This window comes from Rummeliibacillus sp. POC4 (genome assembly GCF_003576525.1).
Taxonomy (GTDB): Bacteria; Bacillota; Bacilli; order Bacillales_A; family Planococcaceae; genus Rummeliibacillus.
This window is the reverse complement of the sequence record NZ_QWUA01000036.1, coordinates 1-1098: the sequence shown is the minus strand read 5'-3', so window position 1 is coordinate 1098 and position 1098 is coordinate 1. Positions and strand designations below refer to the sequence as shown.

Below are 1098 nucleotides of genomic sequence, written 5' to 3'. Positions count from 1 at the left end.
TTCCTATGTTTTTTATATGATTCATCCTAATTCCATTCACCATTATTGTCTATAATTCAGATTCAAATTTTTTATTATTTATTCCATTATGCTCACTTTTTTTCCGTTCAATATGTGATGTTTTTTGTGATTTTTATAAAAATAAAGATAGCGTTATGTTATAGTAAATTAAGGAATTATTTCTATATTTATACCATAGGAGGATTAGTTCGTGAAATTCAAAGCATTATATGCAGCACCATTGGCGCTTTCACTTTTATTAGCAGGTTGTGTTTTAGAAGAAGATTCATCAAATACAAAAGTAGTAAAAACTGAAAATAAATCTGCTGCTAAAAAAACTGAAAGCAACAAAGATCAATATTACTTTAAAGATGGTATAGTAAAAATTCATGACTTACAAATTGAAATTACAAAAGAAAAAGTTATAAAAGCTGGCGAAAAAGGAAATGAGTATGGAGAAAAACCTGTTTTAGCAATTTGGTATAAAACAACTAACCTTACTGATAAAGAAATTGACCCAACTACTGCTTGGATTGCTGTATTCAAAGCTATACAAGATAACAACAAAAACTCAGTAAATGAATTAGAAGTTGGTGGACTACCTGATGAACGTTTTTTAGATAGTCAAACAGAAAACATCAAGAAAAATGGTACTGTTGAAAATGCAATATCTTATGAGTTAGATGATCTGAAAACACCAGTGAAATTAATTGCAACTCAAGGAATAGACGGTAAAAAATTAGGCGAACAGATTTATAAAATTAAATAAATAATAATAACCCCTCTCCTATTATAAGTTGAGGGGTTTAATCTATTCATAATTTGATTATGGACTAATTTCTTTTGCTCCCAGTTCATCATATAACTTAACGCTCTTTTCTAACGATAGGTAACACTGCAAGAACATTATCGATGATAAAAGTACGCTTTGAGTGTTTTAGAAAACAGAATGCTTGAAACTTATCTCCAATCATTTAGATAAGCTTCACTCGTCTTTTTGAGATTTCTCCCGATTTAGACATATACATTAATTCAACCAATTGATGATACTGCATAGCTTTTACTAACTGTTCTTTCATGATGTTACCTCCTCCATTG

The 1098-nt window shown here is 29.3% G+C and carries 1 protein-coding gene; it reads left to right on the top strand.

Features of this window, described 5'->3' with window-relative positions; translation table 11 throughout:
- Positions 1 to 211 precede the first annotated feature (211 nt).
- Entirely contained in the window at positions 212 to 769 is a 558-nt protein-coding gene (locus D1606_RS11695; protein ID WP_119416196.1) for a DUF5067 domain-containing protein, read from the top strand.
- Positions 770 to 1098 lie beyond the last annotated feature (329 nt).